At 64.3% G+C, this 24,600-nt stretch carries 29 protein-coding genes; 17 read left to right on the top strand and 12 right to left on the bottom strand.

Annotation, left to right across the window (positions count from 1 at the left end; genetic code table 11):
- The first annotated feature begins 59 nt into the window (after positions 1-59).
- On the top strand, positions 60-890 hold the full coding sequence (locus WFP39_RS06245) for a hypothetical protein (protein ID WP_336918363.1): 831 nt from the start codon (positions 60-62) through the stop codon (positions 888-890).
- 74 nt (positions 891-964) lie between these two features.
- Here the strand turns inward: WFP39_RS06245 and WFP39_RS06240 are convergent, their stop codons facing one another.
- Complete coding sequence (locus WFP39_RS06240) at positions 965-1,858, bottom strand: IS1595 family transposase (protein ID WP_336918361.1); 894 nt, start codon at positions 1,856-1,858, stop codon at positions 965-967.
- A gap of 82 nt (positions 1,859-1,940) precedes the next feature.
- On the opposite strand from WFP39_RS06240, the gene WFP39_RS06235 reads away from it, so the two are divergent.
- Together WFP39_RS06235 and WFP39_RS06230 are read left to right on the top strand one after the other, a co-directional pair.
- Positions 1,941-2,147, top strand: a complete 207-nt coding sequence (locus WFP39_RS06235; RefSeq protein ID WP_336918360.1) for a helix-turn-helix transcriptional regulator — start codon at positions 1,941-1,943, stop codon at positions 2,145-2,147.
- Entirely contained in the window at positions 2,144-2,794 is a 651-nt protein-coding gene (locus WFP39_RS06230; protein WP_336918358.1) for a hypothetical protein, read from the top strand. The genes WFP39_RS06235 and WFP39_RS06230 overlap by 4 nt, the downstream gene beginning before the upstream one ends.
- Here the strand turns inward: WFP39_RS06230 and WFP39_RS06225 are convergent.
- The 6 genes from WFP39_RS06225 to WFP39_RS06200 form a co-directional block, all read right to left on the bottom strand.
- Positions 2,791-3,774 carry a calcium/sodium antiporter gene (locus tag WFP39_RS06225; RefSeq protein WP_336918356.1) on the bottom strand — a complete coding sequence of 328 codons (984 nt, stop codon included), beginning with the start codon at positions 3,772-3,774 and terminating at the stop codon, positions 2,791-2,793. The genes WFP39_RS06230 and WFP39_RS06225 overlap by 4 nt on opposite strands.
- A 130-nt stretch (positions 3,775-3,904) precedes the next feature.
- The gene (gene glnA, locus WFP39_RS06220) at positions 3,905-5,314 is read right to left on the bottom strand and encodes a type I glutamate--ammonia ligase (RefSeq protein ID WP_336918354.1); all 1,410 of its coding nucleotides are present in this window, start codon (positions 5,312-5,314) and stop codon (positions 3,905-3,907) included.
- Between the two features lie 94 nt (positions 5,315-5,408).
- Positions 5,409-5,747: a P-II family nitrogen regulator gene (locus tag WFP39_RS06215; RefSeq protein WP_336918352.1), complete on the bottom strand. Its 339-nt coding sequence runs from the start codon at positions 5,745-5,747 to the stop codon at positions 5,409-5,411.
- Between the two features lie 269 nt (positions 5,748-6,016).
- Positions 6,017-6,940, bottom strand: coding sequence for an N-acetyl-gamma-glutamyl-phosphate reductase (gene argC / locus WFP39_RS06210; RefSeq protein ID WP_336918351.1), 924 nt, complete (start codon positions 6,938-6,940; stop codon positions 6,017-6,019).
- On the bottom strand, positions 6,940-7,299 hold the full coding sequence (locus WFP39_RS06205) for an SH3 domain-containing protein (protein ID WP_336918350.1): 360 nt from the start codon (positions 7,297-7,299) through the stop codon (positions 6,940-6,942). The genes argC and WFP39_RS06205 overlap by 1 nt, the downstream gene beginning before the upstream one ends.
- Positions 7,300-7,392: 93 nt before the next feature.
- A complete protein-coding gene (locus tag WFP39_RS06200) occupies positions 7,393-8,778 on the bottom strand; it encodes a leucyl aminopeptidase family protein (RefSeq protein ID WP_336918348.1) in 1,386 nt (461 codons plus the stop codon).
- A 52-nt stretch (positions 8,779-8,830) separates the two neighbouring features.
- Between WFP39_RS06200 and WFP39_RS06195 the strand changes: the two genes are divergently transcribed.
- From WFP39_RS06195 to WFP39_RS06180, 4 genes are all read left to right on the top strand, one after another.
- A complete protein-coding gene (locus WFP39_RS06195) occupies positions 8,831-9,637 on the top strand; it encodes a PdaC/SigV domain-containing protein (RefSeq protein WP_336918347.1) in 807 nt (268 codons plus the stop codon).
- A 17-nt stretch (positions 9,638-9,654) separates the two neighbouring features.
- A complete protein-coding gene (gene map / locus WFP39_RS06190) occupies positions 9,655-10,479 on the top strand; it encodes a type I methionyl aminopeptidase (protein WP_336918346.1) in 825 nt (274 codons plus the stop codon).
- 81 nt (positions 10,480-10,560) lie between these two features.
- The gene (locus WFP39_RS06185; protein ID WP_336918345.1) at positions 10,561-11,001 is read left to right on the top strand and encodes a YybH family protein; all 441 of its coding nucleotides are present in this window, start codon (positions 10,561-10,563) and stop codon (positions 10,999-11,001) included.
- Complete coding sequence (locus WFP39_RS06180) at positions 10,998-11,360, top strand: c-type cytochrome (RefSeq protein WP_336918344.1); 363 nt, start codon at positions 10,998-11,000, stop codon at positions 11,358-11,360. Before WFP39_RS06185 ends, WFP39_RS06180 begins: the two co-directional genes overlap by 4 nt.
- Before the next feature lie 10 nt (positions 11,361-11,370).
- Here WFP39_RS06180 and WFP39_RS06175 read toward each other — a convergent pair whose 3' ends face one another.
- Together WFP39_RS06175 and ccmA are read right to left on the bottom strand one after the other, a co-directional pair.
- On the bottom strand, positions 11,371-12,033 hold the full coding sequence (locus WFP39_RS06175; RefSeq protein WP_377923508.1) for a heme exporter protein CcmB: 663 nt from the start codon (positions 12,031-12,033) through the stop codon (positions 11,371-11,373).
- Positions 12,030-12,605 carry a heme ABC exporter ATP-binding protein CcmA gene (gene ccmA, locus WFP39_RS06170; protein WP_336918343.1) on the bottom strand — a complete coding sequence of 192 codons (576 nt, stop codon included), beginning with the start codon at positions 12,603-12,605 and terminating at the stop codon, positions 12,030-12,032. Before ccmA ends, WFP39_RS06175 begins: the two co-directional genes overlap by 4 nt.
- Positions 12,606-12,661: 56 nt before the next feature.
- On the opposite strand from ccmA, the gene WFP39_RS06165 reads away from it, so the two are divergent.
- On the top strand, positions 12,662-12,946 hold the full coding sequence (locus WFP39_RS06165; protein WP_336918342.1) for a 4a-hydroxytetrahydrobiopterin dehydratase: 285 nt from the start codon (positions 12,662-12,664) through the stop codon (positions 12,944-12,946).
- On the opposite strand, the gene WFP39_RS06160 is transcribed toward WFP39_RS06165, so the two are convergent.
- The 3 genes from WFP39_RS06160 to WFP39_RS06150 form a co-directional block, all read right to left on the bottom strand.
- Positions 12,943-14,898, bottom strand: coding sequence for a S9 family peptidase (locus tag WFP39_RS06160; RefSeq protein ID WP_336918340.1), 1,956 nt, complete (start codon positions 14,896-14,898; stop codon positions 12,943-12,945). The two genes, WFP39_RS06165 and WFP39_RS06160, sit on opposite strands and share 4 nt — an antisense overlap.
- A gap of 194 nt (positions 14,899-15,092) precedes the next feature.
- Complete coding sequence (locus WFP39_RS06155; protein ID WP_336918339.1) at positions 15,093-15,461, bottom strand: T6SS immunity protein Tdi1 domain-containing protein; 369 nt, start codon at positions 15,459-15,461, stop codon at positions 15,093-15,095.
- A 217-nt stretch (positions 15,462-15,678) separates the two neighbouring features.
- A complete protein-coding gene (locus tag WFP39_RS06150; RefSeq protein ID WP_336918338.1) occupies positions 15,679-16,299 on the bottom strand; it encodes a DNA-3-methyladenine glycosylase family protein in 621 nt (206 codons plus the stop codon).
- 98 nt (positions 16,300-16,397) lie between these two features.
- Here WFP39_RS06150 and WFP39_RS06145 point away from each other — a divergent pair, with 98 nt between their 5' ends.
- From WFP39_RS06145 to WFP39_RS06105, 9 genes are all read left to right on the top strand, one after another.
- Positions 16,398-16,715, top strand: coding sequence for a 2Fe-2S iron-sulfur cluster-binding protein (locus WFP39_RS06145; protein ID WP_336918337.1), 318 nt, complete (start codon positions 16,398-16,400; stop codon positions 16,713-16,715).
- Between the two features lie 37 nt (positions 16,716-16,752).
- The gene (locus tag WFP39_RS06140; RefSeq protein ID WP_336918336.1) at positions 16,753-17,760 is read left to right on the top strand and encodes a cysteine synthase A; all 1,008 of its coding nucleotides are present in this window, start codon (positions 16,753-16,755) and stop codon (positions 17,758-17,760) included.
- A gap of 24 nt (positions 17,761-17,784) precedes the next feature.
- Complete coding sequence (locus tag WFP39_RS06135) at positions 17,785-18,189, top strand: hypothetical protein (protein ID WP_336918335.1); 405 nt, start codon at positions 17,785-17,787, stop codon at positions 18,187-18,189.
- On the top strand, positions 18,173-19,123 hold the full coding sequence (locus tag WFP39_RS06130) for a hypothetical protein (protein WP_336918334.1): 951 nt from the start codon (positions 18,173-18,175) through the stop codon (positions 19,121-19,123). Before WFP39_RS06135 ends, WFP39_RS06130 begins: the two co-directional genes overlap by 17 nt.
- A gap of 190 nt (positions 19,124-19,313) precedes the next feature.
- The gene (locus tag WFP39_RS06125; protein ID WP_336918333.1) at positions 19,314-19,856 is read left to right on the top strand and encodes a division/cell wall cluster transcriptional repressor MraZ; all 543 of its coding nucleotides are present in this window, start codon (positions 19,314-19,316) and stop codon (positions 19,854-19,856) included.
- On the top strand, positions 19,853-20,809 hold the full coding sequence (rsmH, locus tag WFP39_RS06120) for a 16S rRNA (cytosine(1402)-N(4))-methyltransferase RsmH (protein ID WP_336918331.1): 957 nt from the start codon (positions 19,853-19,855) through the stop codon (positions 20,807-20,809). Before WFP39_RS06125 ends, rsmH begins: the two co-directional genes overlap by 4 nt.
- On the top strand, positions 20,806-21,363 hold the full coding sequence (locus WFP39_RS06115) for a hypothetical protein (protein WP_336918330.1): 558 nt from the start codon (positions 20,806-20,808) through the stop codon (positions 21,361-21,363). Before rsmH ends, WFP39_RS06115 begins: the two co-directional genes overlap by 4 nt.
- Positions 21,363-23,132, top strand: coding sequence for a peptidoglycan D,D-transpeptidase FtsI family protein (locus WFP39_RS06110; RefSeq protein ID WP_336918329.1), 1,770 nt, complete (start codon positions 21,363-21,365; stop codon positions 23,130-23,132). Before WFP39_RS06115 ends, WFP39_RS06110 begins: the two co-directional genes overlap by 1 nt.
- Complete coding sequence (locus WFP39_RS06105; protein ID WP_336918328.1) at positions 23,132-24,598, top strand: UDP-N-acetylmuramoyl-L-alanyl-D-glutamate--2,6-diaminopimelate ligase; 1,467 nt, start codon at positions 23,132-23,134, stop codon at positions 24,596-24,598. Before WFP39_RS06110 ends, WFP39_RS06105 begins: the two co-directional genes overlap by 1 nt.
- The last annotated feature ends 2 nt before the right edge of the window (positions 24,599-24,600 follow it).

Below are 24,600 nucleotides of genomic sequence, written 5' to 3'. Positions count from 1 at the left end.
TCTCCTGCTTCAGCGGAGACACTCTGAATCAATACACGCACTGAATTTCAAGAGGCTGATTGGGTTTAGACCCTAGCGTCGAGATTGAGCACGTCTCAGTTACAGTCAGGGAAGTCATCCAAAATAGTCCTCTTCGTCATCGCGTCGAGGGTTATGTCGTCGCAGCGCTATCGCCGGGGCTGACGGAAGATATGCCCGCCGACATCCTCCAAGCGCTTTTCGGAATTGACGTTCCGGACTCATATGACGGCTTCGTTTCGATGCTCGTTCTGGTTGTGAGTCTGTGGGGTGCAGAAAAGGTAATTCAGCGCCTCAAGAGAGCGAAGGAAGAGCGCGCCGAAAAGAAGACACTGGAAGAGCGCGAGCAAAAGCTGGCTGAGGAGCGGCGGCGGCTGACAGAGGAGGCCGCAGAGAAGGTTGGTATATCGGAGGATCAGCTAGTCGAAGCCCTGATTAAGGTGCTGTCACAACGCCCGGTTTCGGTAGGGAAGCAATCAATGGACTTCCTGAACCCTGCGAGGCGACATAGGGCCACTGCGGTTCGGTTGCCCGGTGGCGAGGCGATCTCTGAGGAGGCGTTGCGGGCGCTTCCGTCAGATGTCGAAATGGCCGGATATCAGCCTAGCACGGAGACAGAGCCCTACGAGGGCGTCACGGTAAAGTTCCATGCCCACGACAAAGACAACCCCAAGCGTTGGGCCGCGACAATCTCAGAGGTGGCCGATGGCCGGAAGGCGCTGCATCTTGCGCCAGAAATTGACGCGGACGCACTTTTCACGCGAGACAAGGTGAAGGCCGATGTATTGGTCACTTCGGTTTTGGACAACCAAGGCGACTACCAACCGAGCGTCTATTACCTAGCGAGGGTCTATGACGATAAACCTGCGTAAAGCTCGCGAAGAGGGTAAGCTGGATCAGTTTGCCGCCGAGCACGAAGCTGACGCGGTCGGCGATGACGAGGTGTTCAATGCGACTTTGTCGTCAATGGTTGGAAAGACGACAGCAGTTCCGGCAGCATCGAAGACGGACGATCACGACGGTTGAAGCGGAACTCCGCTTCCTTCGCATACTTCCAGAGGTGCTTGCCGCTTACGTGAATGTGGGTGCCGTTGATTGACCGCTTCAATGGCGCCCAGAAGCCTTCGATGGTCTGCACATGGCAGTTGCCGCGCGCCCATTCGTTCTGGTTGTGATTGACCGCTTCATGGCCAAAACCCATTTTCGGCAAGCCCTTGTAACTGTGGTTCTGGTCAGTGTGGATTTGCGTTTCCGGCAGGACATTGGCCTTGATCGAAGGCAGTAGCGTGCTCTTGCGGTTGTTTGCCACGACCTTGGTCACAACATCGCCGCCACGCTCCACCATCCCCAAAACGACAGTCTTGTTTACGCGATAGTTGCCACGACCGCCGCCAGTGGTAGCCCCGCCGATCAGCGTCTCGTCAATTTCGACTTCCTTGCCTTCCCCGCCGATCAGCTTGTCACCGTCAACGTCGGCCATGTGGGCGCGGATACGGTCAGCCATGCGCCATGCAGTCTTGTAGGTCACGCCAAGCTGGCGCTCCAATTCCTTGGCGGCAACGCCGTTGCGCGTGGTGGTAAACAGGTAGATTGCATAGAACCACGATTGCAGCGGAGTGCGGGTGTTTTCGAACGGAGTGCCGACAGTCGGGTGCAGATGGTGGCCGCACCACTGGCAGGAATAGGCGCGCTCTGCTTTGATCCGATACCAGTTGGAAGGCCGCTCGCATGAAGGGCAGGTAAAGCCCTGACCAAAGCGGACTTCGAACAAGTGGGTCAGGCAGACCTCGTCGTTCGGGAACTTGGCGAAGAATTGGGCGATGGTGAGCGGCTTTGTCATACGCATTATATGCCAGTTTGTTCTACGTATGTAAAGGGGATAATCCCCAGAGCTCTTGTCAGGTAAGCGAAGCGAGTCGGCCTTGGAAAACCGCATCAGGGATCATCGCGAGGCGCGCGGGTGGAGCCAGGGCGAACTGGCCCGGCTGCTCGGCGTATCGCGGCAGACGATCAATGCGGTGGAAACCGACAAATACGATCCCAGCCTGCCGCTGGCATTGCGCATGGCCAAGCTGTTCGGCGTCGCGGTGCCCGATCTGTTCATCGATCCATGGGAGCCGGAACAATGAATGCCGATCAATCTCGACCCGCGCGAAAGAATGGGGCCTGGTGGGCGAGGCTGGCGCTGTGGGGCGCGGCTGGCGGGGTGGTGGGTTACGCCGTGGGCCATCTTTGGCCGGCGGACGATCCCGGCCTTGACGCCTCCAGCCTTATCGCCCTGCTGGTAGCAACGATGTATGCGGTGCCCGGTGTTCTGGTTCTGATCGGATGCCTAGTCCCCCAGGCAGGGATCGCCCTGAAGATGTTTGACGATCACGAGGCATGGAAGGATGAGCGCGCGATCACGCTGCACAGCGGCATTGGCTGCCTGCTGATCGCGGTGTTTCTGATGACCTTGATTGCCGCCAATCCGCTGGGACTGCTTGCCGCAGAAGCTGCGTTTGCCCTGTGCCTGCTCATCGGCGCGGCAGTCGGCTGGATGACCTGGCGCAGCTGGGCGCTGATGGATGAATTGTGGCGGCGCGTATCGGCTGAGGCGACGGTGGTGGCCTTCTATCTGGTGCTGGTGCCGGGCCTCGCCTGGTCGCTGGCCGCGCATTTGCACCTGTCCGTGCCGCTGGCCCCGCTTGACTGGATCAGCCTGATCCTTGCCGCCTCGCTCGTGGCCAGCGTGATTGCCACGGCGCGGCGCGGGATGCTGGAAAACCGGATCTAGAACGCGCCCACGGTGAACATTGTATAGGTGCCGTAAAGCGCCACCAGAGCCGCGCCTTCGAGCCGGTTGAGCCGCCCCCCGGTCAGCGCAAAAAGCATGACCGCGAGAGATGCGCCCAGCACCACCCACAGATCTACGGCGAGAATCGATGGCGGAACCACGGTCGGCGCAATCGTGCCGGTCACCCCGCCAATGAACAGCACATTGAAAATGTTGGAACCGAGCACATTGCCCAGGGCAATCTCGCCTTCCTTTTTCAGCGCGGCGATTACCGATGTCGCCAGTTCGGGTAGCGAGGTGCCAATCGCCACCACGGTAAGCCCGATCACCTCGTCGCTCACGCCCAGTTCGGCCGCAATCGCGATGGCCGATGTGACCAGCAGATTGCCCCCGCTCACAATCAGCACCAGCCCGAACAGGACCAATGCGATCGGCTTCCACAAGGTCTCCCCATCGGCTTGCCGCGGCGTCAGCGCCGGGTCGGCTTCAACCATGGCGGTGGCCCGGTCATAGGCGGCGCTGTGATCACGGCCGAGGCGTTCCTGGCGGTAGGCAAAGACGATGTAGCCGACAAGGCAGGCCAGCAGCGCCAGCCCGGCCACGCGGCTCAACCCCAGCGTATGCCCGCATACGATCAGCGCAAGGGTTGCCGCTACACCCACGCCGCCATCACGCCACAGCGCACTGCGCGGCACCAGCATGGGCGCGATCAGGGCCGATGATCCAAGGATAAGAAGCAGGTTGGCGATATTGGAGCCGGCAATATTGCCCAGCGCAATGCCGGGCGAGCCGGCGAAACTGGCCTGCACGCTGGCCGCCAGTTCCGGCGCGGAGGTGCCCATGCCCACGACGGTCAGGCCCACCAGCATCGGCGATATGCCGACATGCGCGGCGATCCGCACCGCGCCGCGCACCAGAAATTCGCCCCCCAGCACAAGCAGGACAAGACCGGCAACGAGCAGAAGCGAGGTGACGACCATCGAGGCGATGTGCTTTCGGGCAGAGGGGTGGGCGCGGTGTTGGCGCGGTGCCTAGCAGGTGTCAGCCGGCAAAAAAAGAGGCGCCCGGATCGTTCCGGACGCCTCCCGTTTCGTGAAGCCCAAGCGTGGCTTACGAGCTGTAATACATATCGAATTCGACCGGGCTGGGGGTTTGTTCCCAGCGATACACATCGGCCCACTTCAGCTCGATATAGGCTTCGATCTGGTCCTTGGTGAACACATCGCCCTTGAGCAGGAAGTCGTGATCGGCTTCCAGCGAATTGAGCGCTTCACGCAAGCTGCCGCACACGGTCGGCACATTGGCCAGTTCTTCCGGCGGCAGGTCATACAGGTTCTTGTCCATCGCGTCGCCCGGATGGATCTTGTTCTGGATCCCGTCGATGCCGGCCATCAGCAGCGCAGCAAAGCCCAGATAGGGGTTCGCCAGCGGATCGGGGAAGCGGAATTCGACGCGCTTCGCCTTCTCGCCCGAACCATAGGGTATGCGGCACGAGGCCGAGCGGTTGCGGGCCGAATAGGCCAGCAGCACAGGCGCTTCGAAGCCGGGCACCAGGCGCTTGTAGCTGTTGGTGGTCGGGTTGGTGAAGGCGTTGATTGCCTTGGCGTGCTTGATCACCCCGCCGATGTAATACAGGCAGGTTTCCGAAAGGCCCGCATAGCCGTTGCCCGCAAAGGTCGGCTTGCCGTCCTTCCAGATCGACATGTGGGTGTGCATGCCGCTGCCGTTGTCCATGCGGATCGGCTTGGGCATGAAGGTCGCGGTCTTGCCATAGGCATTGGCGACCTGCTGCACGACATACTTGTAAATCTGCACGTTGTCGGCGGTCTTCACCAGCGTGTCGAAGGTGATGCCCAGTTCGTGCTGCGCGCTCGCCACTTCGTGGTGATGCTTGTCCATCGGCAGGCCCATTTCGAGCATGGTCGAAACCATTTCGGCGCGGATGTCGACGCAGTGATCGACCGGCGCAACGGGGAAGTAGCCGCCCTTGGCGCGCGGACGGTGGCCCAGATTGCCGCCTTCATATTCCTTGCCGGTATTGGTCGGCAGTTCGATATCGTCGATGGCAAAGCCCGAACCGGCATAGCCGTCTTCGAAGCGGACATCGTCGAACATGAAGAATTCGGGTTCCGGGCCGACGAACACGGTGTCACCGATGCCGGTGGTCTTGAGATAGGCTTCGGCGCGCTTGGCGGTGGAACGCGGATCGCGGCTGTAGAGTTCGCCGGTCGACGGCTCCACGATGTCGCAGGTGAGGATCAGCATCGGGGTGGCGCTGAACGGATCGATCCAGGCGGCATCCAGATCCGGCTTCAGGATCATGTCGCTCTCGTTGATCGCCTTCCAGCCTTCGATCGACGAGCCGTCAAACATCAGGCCTTCTTCCAGATTGTCTTCGTCAATCGAACCGGCGCAGATGGTCAGATGCTGCCACTTGCCCTTGGGATCGGTAAAGCGCAGGTCGACCCATTCGATCTCTTCTTCCTTGATACGCTTCACGATTTTGGATGCACTCGACATGTCGTTTCCTTCCTTCAGATCACAGGATCATTCGTGTCATGGGCATTGCGAGCAAGGTGCGACCCGGCTCGGCAAAGATATTCAGAGCAAAGGCTCAGATTGCGGCATCGTCCTGTTCGCCCGTGCGGATGCGCAGGGCCCACTGGATTTCGGAGACGAAGATCTTTCCATCGCCGATACGGCCGGTATGCGCAGCGCTGGCAATGGCGTCGACTACGGCCTGCGCCTGGCCATCGGCCACCACAACTTCCAGCTTCACCTTGGGCAGGAAATCCACCACATATTCGGCGCCGCGGTACAGTTCGGTGTGGCCTTTCTGACGGCCGAAGCCCTTCGCCTCGGTCACGGTGATGCCGGACACGCCCACATCGTGCAGCGCTTCCTTCACCTCGTCCAGCTTGAACGGCTTGATGATGGCTTCGATCTTCTTCACGCTTTTGTCCAACTCAATATCGGGGCCGGCGGCCCGGTATAATCTGCCTGCCATGTAGCGCGCGGCGAAACGCGCGCCGGCGTTTACGATCCTTCAAGAATCGTGCCAGCTTTCTGAGCCGGATTAGACAATCGCGCGCAAAACAGGAAGGCGTATTCGCAAGAATGGAATGATTTATGCGCGGCAGCGGAAAGATAATGGCCTGCAAATGATCAAATATTGCCCAATATTTCAGCAATGGCCTGCCTAAATATTGGGCAGGGCTGGGCTTACAGGACCAGTCCGGCGGTTTCCGCGCACCCGCTCATCAGATTGAGCGATTGCACCGCCGCGCCGCTGGCACCCTTGCCCAGATTGTCGAGCATGGCCACCAGCCGCGCCTGGGTGCCATCGGCATTGCCGAGCACGAACAGGTCCAGCCGGTCGCTTGGCCCCATTGATGCGCGCAGCAGCAATTCGTCGGGCGTGTCCTCGCGCACATGCACAACCGGGCTGCCGGAATAGAATGCTTGCAGGGCGGCGCGCAGTTCGGCCGGGGAAGCCGCCGCTGGCATCGCCATGAGCGGCAGAGGGATTTCCACCACCATGCCGCGATGCGCCGGAATCACGGCGGGCGTGAACAGCGGGGGCAAGGCAAGACCGCACTGGGCCTGCATTTCGGGCACGTGCTTGTGCCCCAGTGCCAGCGCATAGCCGCGCCACGCGATGTCGGTATCGGCGGCATACCGTTCGATCAGCGCCTTGCCGCCGCCCGAAAAGCCGGACACGGCATTGCAGGTATAGGGCCAGTCCGCAGGCAGCAGCCCTGCGCGCACCAGCGGGGCGAGCAAGGCGATGAAGCCGGTGGAATAGCAGCCCGGATTGCTCACCCGGTCGGCGCTTGCCACAGCATCGCGCCCCACCACTTCGGGAAAACCATAGGTCCAGCCCGGCGCCACCCGGTGGGCGGTGGAGGCATCGATGATCCGCACCGTGCTGCCTTGCGCCAGGTCCACCGCCTCGCGCGCGGCATCGTCATGCAGGCACAGGATCGCAAAATCGGCGGCGTGCAGCGCGTCGCGCCGCGCGCCGGAGGATTTGCGGCTGGCATCATCGAGGATCAGCAGTTCGAATTCGGCGCGGCCTTTCAGCCGATCGGCAATTTCGAGGCCGGTTGTCCCCGCCGCGCCATCGATGAAAACGCGCGAGCCCATCAGGATACCGGCTCCAGCCGGTCGATGTGGATATAGCCCACCGGCCCGTCGAGCGAAAGGCAACCCCAGGCCCATTGTCCGGTAATGTCGAGCAGCTCGAAGCTGTCGCCCTCGGCCAGCTCTGCCACCACAGCCGCATCGGCCTTGGATGCCGCCATCAGCTGAGCGCCGCCCGGCATCACGATGCGCGGCTGGGGCACGGCATAATGCGGCACGAAATAGCGCCCCGCGAGGCCGATATGCGCCAGGTCCCCCCGGATCGGCACGCGCGTCTCGTCGGGCTTCGGCATCGGCCCGGCCAGCATATACGGCCCCTGCGGATGCGTGGCGGAAGGGTCAGAGAACGAACTTCTGGTCACGTGTGCCAAATTACCTGCAAGATTGCCTGGCAGGCGCTTAGACGCGGGCGCGGCCAAGGGCAAGTTTGCGTGGGGCCGTCTGCGCGCATGGCGTTAACCGTATCGCCCCTTCAGCATATGGAATGCCGCGCGAAGGCCCAGCGCCGCGCCGCCTTTTGGGCGGCCGGGCCGTGCGGTGGGACGCCAGGCGAAAGTGTCGAAATGCGCCCAATCGATCCCGTCTCCCACGAACCGGTCGAGGAAGCTGGCCGCCACACTGGCCCCTGCAAAGCCGTTGCTGTGCGTGTTGTTGAGATCGGCAATGTCCGAGGCGAGATATTCGGCATAGGGCGCGTGCAGCGGCAGGCGCCAGCACGGATCGTCCTGCGCGCGTCCAGCGGCCAGCAGTTCATCCGCCGTCTTGTCCTCACGCGTGAACAGCGCAGGCAAATCCGGCCCCACCGCAACGCGGGCCGCGCCTGTCAGCGTGGCAAAGTCGAGGATCAGTTCGGGCGATCCCTCGCTGGCATAAGTCAGCGCATCGCCCAGGATCAGGCGTCCCTCGGCATCAGTATTGCCGATTTCCACGGTGAGGCCCTTGCGGCTTTTCAGCACGTCTCCGGGGCGGAAGGCATTGCCCGAAATCGCGTTCTCCACCGCGGGCACGAGGCATTGCAGGCGCACTTTCAGCCCCGCCTGCATGACAAGTTCGGACAGCGCCAGCGCGTGCGCCGCGCCGCCCATGTCCTTTTTCATCAGCAGCATTCCGGATGCCGGCTTGATGTCCAGCCCGCCGGTATCGAAGGACACGCCCTTGCCCACGATGGCGACGCGCGGGTGGCTGTCCTCGCCCCAGTTCAGCTCGATCAGCCGGGGTGCATGTTCGCGCGCGGCGGCGCGGCCCACCGCGTGCACCATGGGAAAGCCGGTTTCCAGCGCATCGCCGCGCACAACGGCAAAGCTGGCGCCATGCGCCTCGGCAATGCGGCGTGCTTCGCCCTCGATCGCTTCCGGCCCCATGTCCTCGGCGGGCGTATTGACCATGTCGGCCACGAGCGCGCAGGCGCGCACTTCGGCCATGCAGGAGGGGATCTTCCCGACCTCGCCGGTGAGCAGGATGCGCGGGCCGGGCGCATCCGCCGGGGCCGCGCGGTAGCGAGTGAAGCGGTATTGCGCGCTCTGCCAGCCAAACATGGCCGGCCCGGCTTGCGCATTGGCAAGGCGGTATGTGCCTTCCGGCAGGACCTCGGCACATTTGGCAAGGCACCAGCTGTTCAGCGCCTGCGGATCGGCCACGCCTGCCAGCACAAACCAGCGCTCGCCATCGGGGACCACGGCGACCTGTCCCGCTGCGCCTGTGAATTTCTGCCCCGCCAGCAAGGCGCGCTGCGGGCCGCTGAGGCCGCGCGCGAATTCGGGCAGGCTGTCCTTGGTGACAAGGTGGATCGCGGCGGCATCCTGCCCACGATCCGGCTGGATCAGATCATCTTTATCGCTCATAAGGCCGCTTGTGCCCCGGTCGGGGCGGTTTGAAAAGGCAATCGAGAAGAGAATGATGAGGGTTTGTGCGGGGATGGTTGCGGCGGCCTTGTTGGCATCATGCCGGGAATCGCCTCCTCCACCGCCGGAGCCGACGCCCACCGTTTCGGCCACCGCAACCGCCAGCGCGACGCCCGAACCCAGCGGCGCGCGCAGCGTGGCGGAAGAGACGGACGATTTCCTGTTCGAATATGCCTATCCCGCCGAAGCCGGGAATATCCCGGCGCTCGCTATCCTGCTCGATGCGCGGCTGACGCGCGCCCGCGCCAGTCTGGCGCGCGAGGCGGCGGAAGGGCGCGCGGCGGCGCGCGACAACGGCTTTCCCTTCAACAAATATTCCACCGGCATCACCTGGGCGGTGGTGACCGATACGCCGCGCTTCCTCAGCCTGTCGGCGCAGATCACGTCCTATACCGGCGGCGCGCACGGCAATGCCGGGTTCGATGCGCTGGTGTGGGACCGGGAGGCGGACAAGGCGCTGAAGCCGGAAGAGTTCTTTACCTCGATCGAGGCGCTGGACGACGCGATCGGCACGCGTCTGTGCGATATGCTGCAACGCGAACGCAGCGCGCGACGCGGCGGCGAGAAGCTGGGCGGGCAGTTCGACGACTGTGTGAAGCTGGCCGACACAACCCTGCTGCTCGGTTCCAGCAATGGCCGCGCCTTCAACCGGCTGGGCGTGATGATGGGGCCATATGTGGCCGGGCCCTATGCCGAAGGCACCTATGAATTCACCGTGCCGGTCGATGCCAAGGTGATTGCCACGGTAAAAGAGGAATACCGCAGCGCCTTTGCCCCCTCTCGCAATTCGGGCGCATAGGCGCTACATCCTTGCCCATGGTCGAATATCAGCACGTAACCGCCGACATGTCCGTCTACCGCGACGGCACGATCAAGCTGCACGGGCCCGAAGGCTTCGAAGGGATGCGCCGTGCCGGGAGGCTGGCGGCGGAAATCCTCGACGAGCTGACCACCTTCATCGTCCCCGGCGTCTCCACGCAGGCGATTGACGACAAGGTGCGCGGGCTGATGCTGGACGGCGGCGCGGTGCCCGCAACGCTCGGCTATCGCGGCTTTACCCATTCGTGCTGCACTTCGATCAACCATGTCGTGTGCCACGGGATTCCCGGCCCCAAGGTGCTGAAGGATGGCGACATCGTGAATGTCGATGTCACCCCGCTGCTCGACGGCTGGCACGGCGATACCAGCCGGATGTATCTGGTGGGCGATGTGGCGCTGAAGGCGCGGCGGCTGGTCGATGTGACCTATGAATGCCTGATGATCGGCGTGAACATGGCTCGCCCCGGCGTCCGGCTGGGGGATATTGGCGCGGCGATTCAGGCCCATGCCGAAAGCCACCGTTACGGCGTGGTGCGCGAGTTCTGCGGGCACGGCCTTGGCCGCCTGTTCCACGATGCGCCCGAAGTGGTCCATGCCGGCCGCCCCGGCACCGGGCCGGAATTGCGCGCGGGCATGTTCCTGACGATCGAGCCGATGATCAATCTGGGCAAGGCGCCCGTGAAGATGCTGAGCGACGGCTGGACGGCGGTCACGCGCGACAAATCGCTGAGCGCACAGTTCGAACATTCGATCGGCATTACCGAGGATGGCTGCGAGATCTTCACGCTCAGCCCCAAGGGGCTGCACAAGCCGCCTTACTGAAGGCCGTCCCATTGACGAGGGTCAAGGCACGGGCGCCGGAGTGAGGATAAGCATCCGGCCGGATCAATCGAGAGGACTGCCATGAAACTTCGTCTTGCTGTCGCCGCTGCTGCCCTTGCCTTTCTCACTCTGCCTGCTGCCGCTTCGGCGCAGGGCGATGCATCGGTGCAGGAACTGGCGAACCGTTGGACAGCGGCCTATAATTCGATGGATATTCCGGCGCTTGCACGCCTCTATTCGGACAATGCGGAGCTGTATATCCACCGCGAGGGGCGCATCATTGGCCAAGCCGCCATTGGCGATTACTGGGCCGCCGACGTGCAGCGCGCGCATCCCATTACCGTCCTCCATGTCACCGATTCGGTGGTGGATGCGGAAATGATGCTGGTGCACGGCAATTACCAGGTGCTTGACCGCAATACCGGGGTGCCGCTGGGCGGTGGGCGCTTTGCACATATCTGGGTGCTGGACGAAGACGGCTGGGTGCTCGACCGCGATGTGTGGGTGGACCGCAGCCAATGAGGCGAGACATAGCCCTGCTTGGTGCGGTTTCTACCGGTCTGGCGGCGTGCCAGCCTCTGCCTACGGCGCAGGGATCGGCGGCGCCTCCGCATCGGGATGTGCTGGCCTTTGCGCAGGCGGCCTGCGGGGGATGCCATGCGGTGGAAGCCGATGCGATCTCCCCCGTTGCCGAGGCGCCCGAATGGCCGCGCATCGTGAATACCGCGGGATTGACGCGCGATAGCTTGCGCACATGGCTGGTGGATGCGCACAATTACCCGGAAGAGATGGATTTTACGCTCGACCCGCCGCAGGTGGATGATCTGGTCGATTACATGCTCACCCTGCAGCGTGCTGATTACCGCCCGCCCAGCCTTTGAGGTCCAGCGTTTAGCCTTCGCGCGCGGCGCGGATCGCGGCACCGCCGGCAAAGGGGGCAATCGCCACCAGCAGCAGGCTGATCGCAGCGGTCAGGGCAAGGCCGCCTTCTCCCCCGGTGGAAAGACTGCCCGCGCCGAATACCAGCAGCGGCACGGCGAGCGGGATCACCAGCAGGCCCGCCAGCGCCGCCCCTCCGCCGCGCAGGCTTGTGGTGACAGCGGCGATGATGATGCCGATGGCGGCCAGCCCCGGCGTTCCCGCGAGCAGGCCCAGTTCCACTATGCGCAGCGTCTCCCCGTCAATCCCCACCAGCGCGGAGGCGGGCAGGGCAGCCAGCATGATGAAGGGGCCAAAGCTGAGCCAATGCGCCACCATCCGCACCGCGACCACGACCTCTTCCGAAATGCCGCGCAGCGCCCATTGATCGAAAAAGCCCTGTTCGAGATCGGGCGCCAGCAGCCGGTCGAGCGGCAGGATCGCCGCCAGCAGCGCGGCGACCCAGATCACCCCGCCGCCCGTGCGGGCCAGCAAGGTCGGGTTCGGCCCGACGGCAAAGGGATAGAGCATCGCCACCGCCAGAAAGAACAGCAGCGGCAGCAAGGTGCCTCCGCCGCGCATCCCCGGCAGCAGCCGCGCCAGATCGCGCCAGAACAGGGCGGCGAGCAGCTTCACCGGGCAAACTCCTGCAATTCGAGCCGCATAAGGCCGGGTATGGCGAAAGGCTGATGGCTGGCGATCAGGGCGATGCCGCCGTTTTCGCAATGCCGGGCCACCAGCGCCTGCACCATTTCCACCGCCGCCGCGTCCAGCCCGTTGAGCGGTTCGTCGAGCAGCCAGATCGGTGCCGCCTGCCCGATCAGCCGGGCGAGCGCCGCGCGCTTTCGCTGGCCGGTGGAAAGATACCGCACCGGCACATCCAAAAGGTCGGCAAGGCCCAGTTCCTCCAAAGGGACAGAAGCGGGGTCTAACTTGCCCCAGAAGGCGAGAGCGGGGCCGAGCGGCTGGTGTTCGTCCAGGGCGGGGCGCTCATCCAGAAGGCCGGCCATGCCCACCCGCTCCACACTGCCGGCAAAGGGCCGCGCAAGGCCCGCCAGCAGCCGGATAAGGCTGGATTTGCCAAGGCCATTCGGCCCCGCCACATGGCAGGCCTGCCCGCCCTTGAGTTCCAGCGACAGCCCGGCAAACAGCACACGGTCGCCCCGGCGGCAGGCAAGGTTGGCGGCGGTGATCCGGCAGGCTTCCATTGGCCGCAGCGTTAGGGCAAGCTCCCCCGCTCGACAAGCAAGCAGAAGGAACGCCTGTGAACCCCCTGACCGCAGAGGAAAGCGCCGCCGCGCTTGCCAAGCTTCCCGGCTGGACCCTGCGCGGCGATGGCAAGGCGATTGCGCGCCAGTTTGCGTTCCCCGATTTCCGCGCCGCCTTCGGCTTCATGGCGCAGGTGGCGCTGTTGGCGGAAAAGCAGGATCACCACCCCGAATGGAGCAATGTCTACAACAAGGTGGACATCACGCTGACCACGCATGACGCGGGTGGTTTGACCCAGCGCGACATACGGCTGGCCGCAGCGATAAACAAAATCGCCTAAAGCCCCGCAATAAACTCGCGCCCCGCCGGGATCTGCGCGGTGGAGGCGGCGAGTTCCCCTGCCATCGGCTCGCACCGGCCGCCGAGATTGGTCGCCAGAAACCCCTCGACCACGGCATTGAACGCGATCGAGTTTTCCGGCCGGGCAAAGCCGTGCCCTTCATCGGGGAACAACACATAAGTCACCGGGATGCCGTGCCCCTGCATTGCGGCGACGATCTGGTCGCTCTCGCTCTGCTTCACGCGCGGATCGTTGGCGCCCTGCCCGATCAGCAGCGGGCGCACGATCTTGTCCGCCCGGTGGATGGGGCTGCAATCCTTCAGCAATTGCAGGCCTTCCGGCGTGGTCGGATCGCCCATCCGCTCGTGAAACTGCTTGACCAGCGGTGCCCAATAGGGCGGGATCGTTTCCAGCAGCGTTTCGAGGTTCGACGGCCCGACAATATCCACCCCGCAGGCGAACAGTTCGGGCGTGTAGGTGAGGCCCACCAAAGTGGCATAACCACCATAGCTGCCCCCCATGATCGCCACCTTGCCCGCATCGGCAATGCCGCGCGAAACCGCCCATTCCATTGCATCGACCAGATCGTCATGCATGGCGCGTGACCACTGCAAATTGCCCGCATTGATGAAGTTCTTGCCGAAACCGGTGGAGCCGCGGAAATTGACCGACAGCACGCCGTAGCCCCGGTTCGCCAGCCATTGATGCGTGCGGTTGAAGCCATAGGCATCGCGCGCCCACGGCCCGCCATGCACCAGCAGCACCAGCGGCACGGGCGCATCCGGCACCCCGTCGCCATCCGCATCGCTGGCCGGCGGCAGCGTGAGGTAGGACGGCAGCACCAGCCCGTCGCGCGCGGCAATTTCCAGCGTATGCATCGGCTGCAAGGGCGCGCCTTCCAGCGCGGGCTTGGTGACATAGAACAGGCGCAGCGAATCCTTCGCCCGGTCATACAGGAAGCAGCGCACCGGCGCGGTCAGCGGGTCGTTCCACACCAGCCATTTGGTGTCGTCATCGCTGCGCGACAGCACGCCGAAATCGCCATCCAGCTGTGCGCGCAGCCAGTCGAAGGACGATCCGATGCCTTCATCGATGCAATGCCATTCGGTGCGCAGGTAAGTGACGCCGAAGGCCTGCACCACGCCTGTTTTCGCATGGCGCAGCGTGCCGCCAATATCTGCGCGGGCATCTTCGGCCAGCAGCGTGCGCGTGCCCGTGGCGGTGTCTTCTTCAAACAGAGCGGCGGTATCGCGGCCCCGGCTGTCGAGCCAGTAGAGGATGCTGCCATCGGTGGTGTAGCCTGCCAGATGCGTGGTGAGCGCATCGTCCATCGGGATGACTTCGCGAGGGCGTTCGGCAATCACGCCATCAATGATTTCGTGCAGATCGGTGCCGCCCGCTTCGTTCTGCCGCATGGCCCAGCGCAGCGTCAGGCTGTCATCGGTTTCAAAGCCGGCCCAGGCGTTGTTTTCCAGCACCAGTTCCAGCGCGCCGGTGGTGAGATTGAGCGACCAGACATCGTGCCATTGCGGATCGCGGTTGTTGAGGCCCACCAGAATCCGGTCCTTGATCGTCTCGGACCCGCCGACAATCTGCACGCGGGTATTCTCGAACGGGGTGAGGCACGTCTCCTCAGCCGTTGCGACATCGACCTTGTAGAGCAGGTAATTCTCGTCCCCCGCCTTGTCCTGCACATAGAGGATCGCGCTGGAATCGGGCGACCAGAAATATTGCGGGATCGGGCGGTCCTTCGCGCTGGTCATCCGGCGCGCGGAATCGGGATCGATGAAGGGCGCCATGAAGACATTCATCACGCCTTCCCACGGCGCCATCCAGCTGAGCCACTGGCCATCCGGGCTGATCTGCCCGCCCGACCGCTCCGGATTGCCGAACAGCACATCGCGCGGGATCAGGGGAATATCGGCGACGAGGTCGGCGGCGGTGGTGGTCATGGGTGCTCCGGCTGATAAGACGTTACGCCGTGGCAGGTAGGGAGCGACGCGGCCCAAGGGAAGGGCGCGCGGCGTAAAAGCGCGGGATTGTGGGAGTAGGCGGGGCGACGGAGTGGGGATGGCCGCTTTCGGGTTTACGCTATGACCCCGGATTTGACTGGAAGTGGGGTGGTTAGCGGACATTCCGCTCACAGCTAGTCGGTAACCCTGATTTGTACCGAAGCCCCTTCGGGAAGGTCGTTCAATTTCCGGTGGATGTCCGCCATTCCGACAAATTGTTCCCTCACCGGCACGACGAACATGTTTTCCGTGTCATACTTGCCCTCAGCAAAGATCGGCAGGATTGTGAACCCATAGCATTCACCGACTGCGGGTCTTTTGCCAGCTGCGCGGAGCCGCTCCACGAGAGGAGGGAGGAACCACTCGTCAATTAGGTCAGGTGACGACCTTATCATCTCCTCGAACTGGACGCGAGTTCTGGCAACCTGCTCGGCCAAGCCGGTGCCGGTATCGAGCCAATGCACCTCGCCGTTCGGCTTCTCTAGAAAAACACCTGCCACCATCGAGCAAACGATTGGCTCCCAAGGCTCCGGAACAAGCCATGACCATGCCCTGCCAGCTTCCCGTGCGATGTTCGGTTGCAGTTGAAACGCAATGTCTTGCCAGTTGATACTCACAGATCCTCCGACGACCGGGTAGAGCAACGTGCATAATGTCCGCAACGGGGTCGTAAGCTGATCGGCAACTCTTGCCCCGCAACTGCTGCTTGCGGCCAAACCCTCACACCGGCTCGCGGCTGGCCGCATACCAATGCCATGTAAAAATCGCCACCGCGCCGCGGTGCGGGCGCCATTGTTCTGCCAGCAGGCGGGTGGTCTTTTCGTCGGGCCGTGCGTCCAGCCCCAATATCCCGCCCAGCGCCGCCATCACCGCCAGATCGCCTGCGGGCCAGATGTCGGGCCGCCCTTCGGCGAACAGCAGGTAGATTTCGGCGGACCAGCGGCCCACGCCCTTGATACGGGTCAGCTCGGCAATCGCGGCTTCGTCATCGGCAGGCAGATTGCTGAAATCGAGGCCGCCCTCGACCAGTTCGCACAAGGAGCGGGCATAGGCCTGTTTCTGCCGCGACAGGCCGCAGGCGCGCAGTGTGTCATAATCACGGGCGAGCAGATCGGCGGCGCGCATATCGCGGCCCAGTTCGGCCTCCAGCTTGGCCCACATCGCATTCGCCGCCGCAACCGATACCTGCTGGCCCACAATGGTGCGCAGCAAGGTGTGCCAGCCGCGCGGGCGCAAGCGCGGGGTGGGGTAGCCTGCCTCCTCCACCGCGCGCGCAATCGCAGGCTCGCGCGCGGCAACCCAATCGAGGCTCTCTTTGATCTGTGCTGCACTAAGGCCCATATCGCCCATCCTTTGGCTCATCTTGCGAAACGCGGTCCGATTGCCTAGCTGCGCATCTCGCATCACTGCGAAAACGCAATGCCACAGGATAGGTGCCCATGCCCAAGCTGATCGTCGTCAACCGTGCCGGGGAAGAACGCGCCGTGGAGGCTGGCGATGGCCTGACCGTGATGGAAGCCATTCGCGACAACGGCTTTGACGAATTGCTGGCTTTGTGCGGCGGGTGCTGTTCCTGCGCCACCTGCCATGTCCATGTCGATCCGGCCTTTGCCGATAAGCTTCCGCCGATGAGCGAGGACGAGAACGACCTGCTCGATTCGAGCGATCACCGCGTGGCGACCAGCCGGCTGTCGTGCCAGATTCCCTTCACGGCGGAACTGGACGGGATTCGCGTCACCATCGCGCCCGAAGATTGATTTGCGCGCCGCCGCCATTGGGCTTAACCCCCTTGCCATGACCACCGCCACTGCCCGCACCAAAACGCTTGACCTGATCGGCAATACGCCGATCGTGCTGCTCGAAGGCCCCAGCAAGGCCGCGGGCTGCGAGATCTGGGGCAAGTGCGAATTCGCCAATCCCGGCGCATCGGTGAAAGACCGCGCGGCGCTGTGGATCATCCGCGATGCCGAGGCGCGCGGCGAGCTTCTGCCTGGCGGCACGGTGGTCGAAGGCACGGCGGGCAATACCGGCATCGGCATTGCGCTGGTCGCCAATGCGCTGGGCTACAGGACGATCATCGTCATGCCCGACAACCAGTCCAAGGAAAAGATGGACACGCTGCGCGCGCTGGGCGCGGAACTGGTGCTGGTGCCGCCGACCAAGTTTGCCGATCCCAACCACTTTGTTCACACCAGCCGCCGTCTGGCCGAGGAAACGCCGGGCGCGGTTTGGGCGAACCAGTTCGACAATGTGGCCAACCGGCGTGCGCATATTGATGCGACCGCGCCTGAAATCTGGGAGCAATTGGGCGGGCGCATCGATGGCTTTACCTGCGCGGTGGGCACCGGCGGCACGCTGGCAGGCACCGGCATGGGGCTGAAGGCGTTTGACGAGAACATTCGCATTGCGCTGACCGATCCGCACGGCGCGGCGCTGTTCAATTACTACGCCCACGGGGAGCTTAAGGCCGAAGGCTCCTCGGTTGCCGAAGGGATCGGGCAGGGGCGCATCACCGCCAATCTGGAAGGTGCCCCGATCGATACGCAGTTCCGCATTTCCGACGAGGAAGGGCTAGTCTGGGTCGCGCGGTTGCTGCGCGAGGAAGGGCTGTGCCTTGGCCTGTCGAGCGGGATCAATGTGGCCGGCGCGGTGGAACTGGGCCGGCAATTGGTGGCCGAGGGGCGCGAAAATCCGCGCGTGGCCACGATCCTGTGCGACACCGGTTTCCGTTACCTGTCGAGCCTCTACAACGCCGACTGGCTGCGCGCCAAGAATCTGCCGGTTTTCGACTGGCTAGGTTAATCTGCGGGCGTTAGGATGCCGCCGATGGCATTCGATCCTCACCAGATATTGCGGGGCGGCGCGGCTGCGCGGCGGGATGACGCGGCCGAGGCAAGCCTGGCGCAGCCCTTGGCGGGGACGCGCCGTCAGCGCATCCAGCGCCTGCAATTTGGCGTGTTCGGCCTGGCGGCCGTGCTGCTGATGGTGGGGCTGGCCAATATCATCATTGCCAGTGTACAGGAAAACCGCGCCGCCTTGCCCGAAGAACTGCCTCCGGTGCAGAACGAGGATGTGCCGCGCCCGCGCGATCCGCTGGCCAATGCGGGCGTGGTTCCCGAATTGCCTGCGGGCACCGTGGGAGAGCCTGGCGCTGCCACGGCTTCGATGGGCACCGATCCTGCCGCTGTCGGCCCTGCTGCCCCTGTGTCGACCAATGCGCCGGGCAATTAGGGCCGCTTTTGCGGCGGGCAGCGCGCTGCTTGCGGGCCTGTCCGTGTCGGTTCTGGCGCAGGATAGCGCACAGGATACGGCCGAACCTCGCCCCGTGCTGGCACTGATGGGCACGATCCCGATCTATTGGGGCGAAGCGGACGGGTTGACCGAAATGCTTTTACCTGTCCAAATTGCTCCGGACGGCGACCACGACCACGCGAATGACCAGGGGCATGACCACGCGCCGGGGCGCTCCCATGCGCATCGGCAGGGGCACACCCATTGGGCACGCGGCGTGCTGGAGGCGCAGTTCGCGCTCGTCCCGGTCAGCTATCTCTCGGCAGAGGCGCTGGCCGCGCATACCGCCTTGCTGCTCGCGCAGCCGCGCGCGCTGACGGCGGAGGAGAATGTTGCTCTGGATGGCTGGGTGCGGGCCGGGGGCAGGGTGCTGCTGTTTGCCGACCCGATGATGACCGGGGAAAGCCGGTTTGCGCTGGGCGACCGACGACGGCCGCAGGATGTGGCGCTGCTCTCGCCCATTCTGACGCATTGGGGGCTGGAATTGCTGTTCGACGATGAACAGCAAGGCGGGCTGCGTTTTCTGGGAGAGGACGGGCTTGGCACTGATGGCGGGCACTTTCCCGTCAACCTTACCGGAACATGGCGCAGCAGCAATGCCGATTGCCGGTTGTCGCATGGCGATGTGGTGGTGACCTGCCGATTGGGAGACGGTGCCGCCGTTCTGGTTGCCGATGCTGCAATTCTCGACATCGATGGCCCTTACCCCGGCGCGGCAGAAGGTTTGCTGGCCTTGAGTGCGGCATTTGCGGGAGAGGTTGGGGAAATTGCGGGAAACGGTGCGTTTGCCGCTTTGGCAGCCCGCGAAACTGGCGGAAATCCGGGCATTTCCGGCGCACCGCCTGACGCCCGAAGCGGCACGGGGCCACCATAGAATCCACAGGATTCCATGGATTTGCGGGCTAATCCCCAAAAATCCCGCATTTTCCCCTTCCATACCGCATTTGCCCGCGTTACAACGGCCTCAATCGGACAGGCCACCCGCGTTGCATCCTGATTCCTGACGGACGGATGGACGGGCCGCGCACCTGCGCGGCACGGCGCGGGAGGGGTTTGTCTCCGGGATGGCGCAACACCCGCCAGTGGGGGAACTGGCCAGTTGGGGGACGGGCTTGGCTCAGGGGCTTGCAGGATACGGAGGACAGGGCTTCTCGCTTCGCGGCGAGAAGGATCGCTTCGTGCTGCCCCCCAAACTGCGCAACACCATTGCTGAACGCTCCGGCCAGCGCGTGCTGTGCATCGGTGTGCACGAAAAATGGCCCTGCCTTACCGGCTTCGGCAAGGAGCGCGAGGAGGATTTCGCCCGCATCCTCGACCGCGAGGAAAAACGCCGCACCGATCTGGGGCAGGAGTTCGACCGCGCTGCCTATATGCTGAACCTGTGGGATTTCGAGGAAGCGCCCTTTGATGCCAGCGGCCGCTTCGTCCTGCCCGCTGTGTCTGGCCAATTGGGCGGCATTGGCAACGCGCTCTATTTTCAGGGCGCGGGCGATTACATCACCATCTGGAACCCCGAAACGCTGCTGGCGCAGACCGATCCGGTCTTTGCCGGGCCGCAGGCGCGTTGCCGTGCGGAGATGGCGAACGCCAAGGGGAAGGGCAAGTGACGGCTGCTCCGCACATTCCCGTCCTGCTCGATGAAGTGCTGGCCGCGCTTGCCATCCGGCCGGGCGAGGTGGTGATCGACGCAACCTTTGGTGCGGGCGGATATACCCGCGCTTTTCTCGACGCGGGCGCCATCGTCCACGCATTCGACCGCGATCCCGATGCGATTGCCGCCGGCGCAGGCTGGCCCGAAACGCGCGAAGACCCGCCCCGGCTGGTGCTGCATCCGCGCCGCTTTTCCGAAATGGTCGATGCCATGGCCGAGGCGGGCATTTCGCAGGTCGATTGCGTGGCGATGGATATCGGCGTCTCCTCGATGCAGCTCGATCAGGCCGAGCGCGGATTCGCCTTCAGCCAGGAAGGCCCGCTGTCGATGCGCATGGATCGCGGCCATCCCGATGCCGCCGATTTCCTGAACAGCGCGGACGAGGGCGAGATTGCCGATGTGCTGTATCTTTATGGCGAGGAGCGCCAGTCGCGCCGCGTGGCCCGCGCCATTGTCGCTGCTCGCCCGCTATCCACCACTACGCAGCTCGCCGAAGTGGTGCGCCGCGCGCTCGGCTACCGCGCCGGTGCGCCGAAAGACCCGGCCACGCGCAGTTTCCAGGCGATCCGCATCCATGTGAATGGCGAGCTCGACGAGCTGGAGCAGGGGCTGGCCGGTGCGGAGGCTTTGCTGCGCGAAGGTGGGCGGCTGGCCGTGGTCAGCTTCCACAGCCTGGAAGACCGCATCGTGAAGCAGTTTCTGCGCGATGCCGCCAATGCCAAGGCGGGCGGATCGCGCCATCTGCCGGTGCAGGCGCCTGCCGCGCCCGCACGCTTTGCCCGTGTGTCGAAGGCGATCCGCCCTTCTGACGCCGAAATTGCCCGCAATCCGCGTGCCCGTTCCGCCACCCTGCGCAGCGCCACGCGCACCTCCGCTCCCACTCTCTTGCCCAAAGGACAGGCCGCATGACCCCGCAAGCCCGCCTTCGCCGCATTGGATGGTTCGCCTTGATGGCCGTATGCACCGCGCTGTATGGCGTGCTGCATTTTCAGGTCTGGTCGGTGGCAAGCGAGGTGAAGAAGGCCGAGCGGCGGATCGTGATGCTGGAACAGGGCAACCAGCTGCGCGAGACCGAATTCCTCACCCGCTCCAGCCAGGTGCAACTCGCGGCGTGGAACCGGGTGGATTTCGGTTACAGCGCACCCAGGGCCGACCAGTTCATCGATGGCGAACGGCAGCTGGCGCAATTTGCCTCCGCGCGCAGCAGCGATCTGCCTGAACCGATCCGTCTGGCAGGGTTCAATGCGGATGAAGAGGCCGAGCCTTTTCCGCAGCTTGTTTCCCCGATCACCGGAAAGCCGGTAGATGTGGCCTTGATCGATCCGGCTGCCGATGATGACAGAGGCAGAGTGATCCTGTCGGCCGCGTCGGGCGCTGGCGGCAAGCCGGTGCGCATTCCGTTGAGCAGTCGTTCCGCAACCGGCGCGGTAGTGCGTATCGCCCTTGGCGGAGTGCGTCCCTGATGGCGTCGCAACCCAGCTTTGCCGCGCAATCCCGCCGCTTTGCGGGTGGACGTGTGCGGCTGGTGGATTACCGGCGCAAATCGCTGCTCACCGCGCGGCTGCGCGTGCTGATGATTGCCGCGGGCTTCCTTTTCATCGCCACAGCCGCCATGGCGCGGATCACCTGGCTGGGGACAGTGCAGCCCGCCCCGTCCGAAATCAGCATGGCCGAAGCCTTGCTGCCGCCCCGCGGCGAGCTGACCGATCGCAACGGCGTGCCGCTGGCCCGTGCCTTCCCCGCCTATGCGCTCTGGTTCAACCCGCGCGCGATGGACGATGGCGGGTCGCCGCTGGTGCGACCGGTGGAGGATGTGGCACGCGATCTGGCGGCGATCTTCCCCGATCTCGATCCGGCCGAAATAAAGGCGAAATTGCGCAGCAACCGGGGCAGTTATATCCGCCGCCGCGTGCTGCCCGAAGATGCCAACAAGGTGATGGCGCTGGGCGAACTGGCGCTGGAACTGCCGCGCGAGACCGATCGCTATTACCCGCAAGGCTCGCTTGCCGCGCATGTGCTGGGCTTTGTGCAGGACGGGAAGGGTCATGTCGGGATGGAGGAAGTGCTCAACGCCCGCCTGACCGATCCGGCGCAGCGTTCGCGTCCGGTCGCCCTGTCGATCGATGTGCGCGTGCAGGGCGCGCTGGAGGACGAACTGTCCCGCGGTATGCTGGCGGTGGAAGCGCTTGGCGCGGCGGGGATCGTGCTGGATGTGGACAGCGGCGAAGTGCTCGCCATGGCCTCGTTTCCCGAATTCGATCCCAATTCGGTGAAGCCCAGCGACCTCACCGTCTCCCCCGAACTGGCCGCACAGGGCGTGATGCCTGCCGCCTTCAACCGGGTGACCAACCAGGTTTACGAGCTTGGCTCCACCTTCAAGCCGCTCACCGTTGCGGCGGCGATCGATGCGGGCTCGATCACCAATCTGGCGCGCCCCTATCAGTCGAGTCAGCCGGTGCGCATTGGCGGCCACCAGATCCGGGACAGCCACCCCATCGGCGCCTATCTCAACGCGCCGCAATCGCTCATCCATTCCTCCAACATCGTCACCGCGCAGATCGCCGACGAGCTGGGGCCGGATGTGCTGCGCCGCTACATGATGGAACTGGGCTTCAACGAACGGCCCTATATCGAGCTGCCGGGGCGGGGCTTTCCCTTGTGGCCCAAGGGCAACTGGCCGCGCATTACCGGCATGACGGTAGGATTTGGTCATGGCGTCGCGGTCACGCCGCTGCACCTCGCCAGCGCTTACGCCGCGATGGTAAACGGCGGTATCTGGCGCCCGGCCACCCTGCAGAAGCTGGAGCCGGGCATGGCCCCGCGCGGCCGCCGCGTGTTCAAATCGAGCACCAGCGCGCGGATGAACCAGCTGATGCGGATGATCTCGGTCTATGGCACGGGCCGCAACGCCAATGCGCCCGGCTTCCGCGTGGGCGGCAAGACAGGTTCGGCCGAAAAGCCGGGTGCGGGCGGATACCGCCGGTCGTCGCTGGTGGCGACCTTTGCCGCGGCGTTCCCGATGGACCGCCCGCGCTATGTCGTGATCGTGATGCTGGACGAGCCGAAGGGCACCGCAGCCAGTTCCTATCAGCGCACCGCCGCCTGGAACGCTGCACCCATTGTGGGGCGCCTGATCCCGCGCATTGGCCCGCAACTGGGCGTGCTGCCGGATGAAACGCGCGACATCGACCTGACCGACCTGGCCCCGCTGGTGGGCGGCGGAGAACATTGATGCGGCTGGCTCAGCTGGCGGCGGCGCTAGGTCAGGATGCCGGAGAGGCAGGCCGCGCCACCGTCACCGGATTTGCCATCGATCACCGCAAGGTTGCGCCGGGTAATGTGTTCGGCGCATTTCAGGGCGCAGCGGTCAACGGCGAGGATTTCATCCCTGCCGCAATTGCCGCAGGGGCTATCGCCGTTGTTGCGCGGCCAGAGGCGAAGGTCGAAGGCGCGCTGCATCTGGCCGATCCAAATCCGCGCCGCGCCTTTGCGAAGGCTGCCGCACCGTTCTTCCAGCCGGTGCCGCGCGTGGTTGCTGCGGTGACGGGCACGAATGGCAAGACATCCTGTGTCGAAATGCTGCGCCAGATCTGGCGGATGTGCGGCCATTCTGCCGCCAGCATCGGCACGCTGGGCGTCACCACGCAGGACGGCAGCGTCTCCACCGGTCTGACCACGCCCGACATCGTCACCTTCTTCCATAATGTATCGGGCCTTGCGCGCGAGGGCGTGACGCATCTGGCTTACGAGGCGTCGAGCCATGGGCTGGCGCAATACCGCAACGAAGGCGTGCCGGTGATGGCGGGGGCCTTCACCAATCTGTCGCGCGATCACCTCGATTATCACGGAACGATGGAGGAGTATTTCGCCGCCAAGATGCGGCTGTTTGCCGAAGTGGTGCAGGATGGCGGACACGCAGTCGTCTGGGCGGATGATGCATGGTCGGCCCGCGCCAATGCGGCAGTGATGGCGCGTGGCCTGACGCTGTTTTCGGTCGGCGAGGCAGGGGAAAGCTTGCGCCTGCTTTCGCGGAAACCCGGCCAATTGGGGCAGGAACTTGCCATTGTCTATGAAGGCGAGACGCACCGGGTCAATCTGCCGCTGATCGGAGCCTATCAGGCGGCTAACGCATTGGTCGCTGCGGGCCTTGCGCTGGTCACGGGATGTGAAGCGGCGCGTGTGTTCGATGCGCTGTCCCGCTTGCAACCCGTTCGGGGGCGGCTGGAACGGGCGGCGATCTGCCCCAATGGTGTGCCGGTCTATGTCGATTATGCGCATACCCCTGATGCGGTGGCAGCCGCCATTGCCGCGCTGCGGCCGCATGTCGCGGGCCGGTTGATCACCGTGCTGGGCGCAGGTGGAGATCGCGATGCGGGCAAGCGCCAACCGATGGGCGAAGCCGCCGCCGCTGGCAGTGAGCTGGTGATCGTAACCGATGACAATCCGCGCGGCGAAGATCCCGCCGAAATCCGCACCGCCGTTCTGGCGGGCGCACCCGGCGCGCAGGAAATCGGCGACCGGCGCGCAGCCATTGCCGCCGCGCTTGCCGCCGCGCTGCCGGGCGACATCGTTCTGGTGGCGGGCAAGGGGCACGAACAGGGGCAGATCGTGGGATCGGGCGCCAATGTCCGCGTCCTGCCTTTCGATGATGTGACGGTGGCGCGCGAATGTGCCGCCGAACTTTCAGGAGCGTCTTGACC

This window comes from Alteraurantiacibacter lauratis, assembly GCF_037154155.1.
GTDB classification, from domain to species: domain Bacteria; phylum Pseudomonadota; class Alphaproteobacteria; order Sphingomonadales; family Sphingomonadaceae; genus Alteraurantiacibacter; species Alteraurantiacibacter lauratis.
The sequence above is the reverse complement of the archived record's forward strand: the minus strand, read 5'-3'. Positions and strand labels throughout refer to the sequence as shown.

Excerpts from the sequence above, each read along its gene's own strand:
- argC (WP_336918351.1), bottom strand. The coding sequence starts at position 6,940 with ATGGGCTCGCGCGTTTTCATCGATGGCGCGGCGGGGACAACCGGCCTC.
- WFP39_RS06185 (WP_336918345.1), top strand. The coding sequence starts at position 10,561 with ATGAAACTTCGTCTTGCTGTCGCCGCTGCTGCCCTTGCCTTTCTCACT.
- WFP39_RS06140 (WP_336918336.1), top strand. The coding sequence starts at position 16,753 with ATGACCACCGCCACTGCCCGCACCAAAACGCTTGACCTGATCGGCAAT.
- WFP39_RS06150 (WP_336918338.1), bottom strand. The coding sequence starts at position 16,299 with ATGGGCCTTAGTGCAGCACAGATCAAAGAGAGCCTCGATTGGGTTGCC.
- WFP39_RS06125 (WP_336918333.1), top strand. The coding sequence starts at position 19,314 with ATGGCGCAACACCCGCCAGTGGGGGAACTGGCCAGTTGGGGGACGGGC.
- map (WP_336918346.1), top strand. The coding sequence starts at position 9,655 with ATGGTCGAATATCAGCACGTAACCGCCGACATGTCCGTCTACCGCGAC.
- WFP39_RS06105 (WP_336918328.1), top strand. The coding sequence starts at position 23,132 with ATGCGGCTGGCTCAGCTGGCGGCGGCGCTAGGTCAGGATGCCGGAGAG.
- ccmA (WP_336918343.1), bottom strand. The coding sequence starts at position 12,605 with ATGGAAGCCTGCCGGATCACCGCCGCCAACCTTGCCTGCCGCCGGGGC.
- WFP39_RS06225 (WP_336918356.1), bottom strand. The coding sequence starts at position 3,774 with ATGGTCGTCACCTCGCTTCTGCTCGTTGCCGGTCTTGTCCTGCTTGTG.
- WFP39_RS06180 (WP_336918344.1), top strand. The coding sequence starts at position 10,998 with ATGAGGCGAGACATAGCCCTGCTTGGTGCGGTTTCTACCGGTCTGGCG.
- WFP39_RS06135 (WP_336918335.1), top strand. The coding sequence starts at position 17,785 with ATGGCATTCGATCCTCACCAGATATTGCGGGGCGGCGCGGCTGCGCGG.
- WFP39_RS06160 (WP_336918340.1), bottom strand. The coding sequence starts at position 14,898 with ATGACCACCACCGCCGCCGACCTCGTCGCCGATATTCCCCTGATCCCG.
- WFP39_RS06110 (WP_336918329.1), top strand. The coding sequence starts at position 21,363 with ATGGCGTCGCAACCCAGCTTTGCCGCGCAATCCCGCCGCTTTGCGGGT.
- glnA (WP_336918354.1), bottom strand. The coding sequence starts at position 5,314 with ATGTCGAGTGCATCCAAAATCGTGAAGCGTATCAAGGAAGAAGAGATC.
- WFP39_RS06195 (WP_336918347.1), top strand. The coding sequence starts at position 8,831 with ATGATGAGGGTTTGTGCGGGGATGGTTGCGGCGGCCTTGTTGGCATCA.
- WFP39_RS06200 (WP_336918348.1), bottom strand. The coding sequence starts at position 8,778 with ATGAGCGATAAAGATGATCTGATCCAGCCGGATCGTGGGCAGGATGCC.
- WFP39_RS06130 (WP_336918334.1), top strand. The coding sequence starts at position 18,173 with ATGCGCCGGGCAATTAGGGCCGCTTTTGCGGCGGGCAGCGCGCTGCTT.
- WFP39_RS06145 (WP_336918337.1), top strand. The coding sequence starts at position 16,398 with ATGCCCAAGCTGATCGTCGTCAACCGTGCCGGGGAAGAACGCGCCGTG.
- WFP39_RS06240 (WP_336918361.1), bottom strand. The coding sequence starts at position 1,858 with ATGACAAAGCCGCTCACCATCGCCCAATTCTTCGCCAAGTTCCCGAAC.
- WFP39_RS06115 (WP_336918330.1), top strand. The coding sequence starts at position 20,806 with ATGACCCCGCAAGCCCGCCTTCGCCGCATTGGATGGTTCGCCTTGATG.
- WFP39_RS06155 (WP_336918339.1), bottom strand. The coding sequence starts at position 15,461 with ATGGTGGCAGGTGTTTTTCTAGAGAAGCCGAACGGCGAGGTGCATTGG.
- WFP39_RS06230 (WP_336918358.1), top strand. The coding sequence starts at position 2,144 with ATGAATGCCGATCAATCTCGACCCGCGCGAAAGAATGGGGCCTGGTGG.